Below are 2,217 nucleotides of genomic sequence, written 5' to 3'. Positions count from 1 at the left end.
AGCTTCTTATCGAAGCAACTTTTAAATCATATCATACCCTAAATGGGATGTCAACACTTTTTTCAAAAGTGTGATGGGCCTGAGTGGACTCGAACCACCGACCTCACGCTTATCAGGCGTGCGCTCTAACCAGCTGAGCTACAGGCCCATGCTTGGAGCGGGTGAAGGGAATCGAACCTCATCATCAGCTTGGAAGGCTGAGGTTTTACCACTAAACTACACCCGCATACTAATAAGAAGAACTTTAATAAATCTCGATGGTCGGGAAGACAGGATTTGAACCTGCGACCCCATGGTCCCAAACCATGTGCTCTACCAAGCTGAGCTACTTCCCGTAAAATGGCGCGCCCGAGAGGAGTCGAACCCCTAACCTCTTGATCCGTAGTCAAACGCTCTATCCAATTGAGCTACGGGCGCAAAATACCAACAGTTACTATAATATATTGCTTTTTCTGCAATCAACTTTATCATCAAGTGCGGCCGAGAGGACTTGAACCTCCACGGGGTCGCCCCCACTAGGCCCTCAACCTAGCGCGTCTGCCATTCCGCCACGACCGCATAGATTTAATAGACAATTAAGGTTGATTGTAGATGCGGGTGGAGGGAGTTGAACCCCCACGTCCGAAGACACTAGATCCTAAGTCTAGCGCGTCTGCCAATTCCGCCACACCCGCATACTTTAAAAATAAAATGGTGAGCCATGAAGGATTCGAACCTTCGACCCTCTGATTAAAAGTCAGATGCTCTACCAACTGAGCTAATGGCTCATGTTAAATGAGTATTTTTATAGTTATGTTTCATGTTCATCAAGTGTACCCCTGCTTCTAATTGCTTGTTCAAAGAAGTCTTGTGCATCGGGGTTACTTTGCAGCTTGTTCGGTAGATGTATTGCTCGTTGCTCTACCATCTGAGCTAATGGCTCTTGCTTATCAAATAAAAAAATACTATCTACTAATAGTATATATAACTTCAATTCATTATATAAACTCATCGCATTAATAAAAGGAAGCTTTCACTTCTTCTATGACCTTTTCATGAAAATAAAATGGCTGGGCTACTAGGATTCGAACCTAGGATACACGGGATCAAAACCCGATGCCTTACCGCTTGGCTATAGCCCAACATCTGGCGGTCCGGACGGGACTCGAACCCGCGACCTCCTGCGTGACAGGCAGGCATTCTAACCAACTGAACTACCGGACCCAACCTATTTATTTTTAAGAAAGATGACCCGTACGGGATTCGAACCCGTGTTACCGCCGTGAAAGGGCGGTGTCTTAACCGCTTGACCAACGGGCCATATAAATGGCGGAGAAGGAGGGATTTGAACCCTCGCGCCGCTTACACGACCTACACCCTTAGCAGGGGCGCCTCTTCAGCCACTTGAGTACTTCTCCACTTGGCTCCACAGGTAGGATTCGAACCTACGACCGATCGGTTAACAGCCGATAGCTCTACCACTGAGCTACTGTGGAATATTATTAAATGTTGTATTGGACAACGAAATATATAATACAATATCTATCAGTAATTGTCAATAACTTTTTCACTTAAAAATTTATGACTGTGTTGCTGTATTTAACAGCTTATTTAATTTAACACGGATGACACATTTCGTCAATAAATAATGGTGATTTTTTTATATTTTTTATTCCTTTACTTCCTTAAGTTTCCCCCTGCATCTACCACAACTATACTTTTGGGTATTAACTCTTCTTCTTCTATTATAGATGAAACTACATTTTTTACATATGTATTTATGCTTGTATTCTATTTTATGTGAAGGAAGAGGTTGGCAATGTCTTGGAGACCGAGTCGCCGCCAATAGCTCTTTGAATTCTTTATCGCCATGCTTATACCCCTTACCTTCTATATGAAGATGATAATGGCACAGTTCGTGTTTTATTATCCCAACAAACTCTTCCTTATCACCCTCAATAAAATACTTAGGATTTAACTCAACAACTCTTTTATTTGGTATGTATCTTCCTCCTGTGGTACGGAGTCTATGGTTGAATTCCACTTTATCTATGAAAGGTTTATGAAAATACGCTAAAGAAAGCTCATTAACAAGAGAGAAAAGTTCTTTTTCATTTAATAACTGCATAATTATCCCCCTTCCTCCTTGTGTTCTCTCCTTCATATTATCACGAGACTACCTGACCAGCAAAATATTTATTTATAATTAATATAAATAAATTATTTGATTTTTATCCT

General features: G+C 41.6%; 2 protein-coding genes and 12 tRNA genes. All 14 read right to left on the bottom strand.

The features are described from left to right. Nucleotides 1-74 precede the first annotated feature (74 nt). Nucleotides 75-148 (bottom strand) — tRNA-Ile (locus tag JCM12304_RS18785). A gap of 5 nt (nt 149-153) precedes the next feature. After that, nucleotides 154-226: transfer RNA gene (locus JCM12304_RS18780), tRNA-Gly, on the bottom strand. Nucleotides 227-258: 32 nt separating this feature from the next. Beyond that, a tRNA-Pro gene (locus JCM12304_RS18775) sits at nt 259-335 on the bottom strand. 5 nt (nt 336-340) lie between these two features. Then, nucleotides 341-417: transfer RNA gene (locus tag JCM12304_RS18770), tRNA-Arg, on the bottom strand. Between the two features lie 58 nt (nt 418-475). Then, nucleotides 476-558, bottom strand: a tRNA-Leu gene (locus JCM12304_RS18765). A gap of 34 nt (nt 559-592) precedes the next feature. Beyond that, nucleotides 593-674: transfer RNA gene (locus JCM12304_RS18760), tRNA-Leu, on the bottom strand. 17 nt (nt 675-691) lie between these two features. Continuing rightward, a tRNA-Lys gene (locus JCM12304_RS18755) sits at nt 692-767 on the bottom strand. A gap of 23 nt (nt 768-790) precedes the next feature. Beyond that, complete coding sequence (locus JCM12304_RS18750; RefSeq protein ID WP_060681994.1) at nt 791-991, bottom strand: hypothetical protein; 201 nt, start codon at nt 989-991, stop codon at nt 791-793. A gap of 55 nt (nt 992-1,046) precedes the next feature. Further along, nucleotides 1,047-1,121 (bottom strand) — tRNA-Gln (locus JCM12304_RS18745). A 5-nt stretch (nt 1,122-1,126) separates the two neighbouring features. Further along, nucleotides 1,127-1,203: transfer RNA gene (locus JCM12304_RS18740), tRNA-Asp, on the bottom strand. Between the two features lie 24 nt (nt 1,204-1,227). Further along, nucleotides 1,228-1,299 (bottom strand) — tRNA-Glu (locus JCM12304_RS18735). 7 nt (nt 1,300-1,306) lie between these two features. Beyond that, a tRNA-Ser gene (locus JCM12304_RS18730) sits at nt 1,307-1,397 on the bottom strand. A gap of 3 nt (nt 1,398-1,400) precedes the next feature. Next, nucleotides 1,401-1,475: transfer RNA gene (locus JCM12304_RS18725), tRNA-Asn, on the bottom strand. 173 nt (nt 1,476-1,648) lie between these two features. Beyond that, the gene (locus tag JCM12304_RS18720) at nt 1,649-2,107 is read right to left on the bottom strand and encodes a SprT family protein (protein ID WP_019379206.1); all 459 of its coding nucleotides are present in this window, start codon (nt 2,105-2,107) and stop codon (nt 1,649-1,651) included. Nucleotides 2,108-2,217 lie beyond the last annotated feature (110 nt).

Origin of the sequence: Virgibacillus halodenitrificans JCM 12304 (genome assembly GCF_001310895.1) — a bacterium.
GTDB classification, from domain to species: domain Bacteria; phylum Bacillota; class Bacilli; order Bacillales; family Amphibacillaceae; genus Virgibacillus_Q; species Virgibacillus_Q halodenitrificans.
Note: the sequence above shows the minus strand (reverse complement) of the source record. Positions and strands in the feature narration are given on the sequence as shown.

Bases quoted from the DNA above. Each gene is read 5' to 3' on its own strand.
- JCM12304_RS18750 (WP_060681994.1), bottom strand. From the start codon at position 991: ATGAGTTTATATAATGAATTGAAGTTATATATACTATTAGTAGATAGT.
- JCM12304_RS18720 (WP_019379206.1), bottom strand. From the start codon at position 2,107: ATGCAGTTATTAAATGAAAAAGAACTTTTCTCTCTTGTTAATGAGCTT.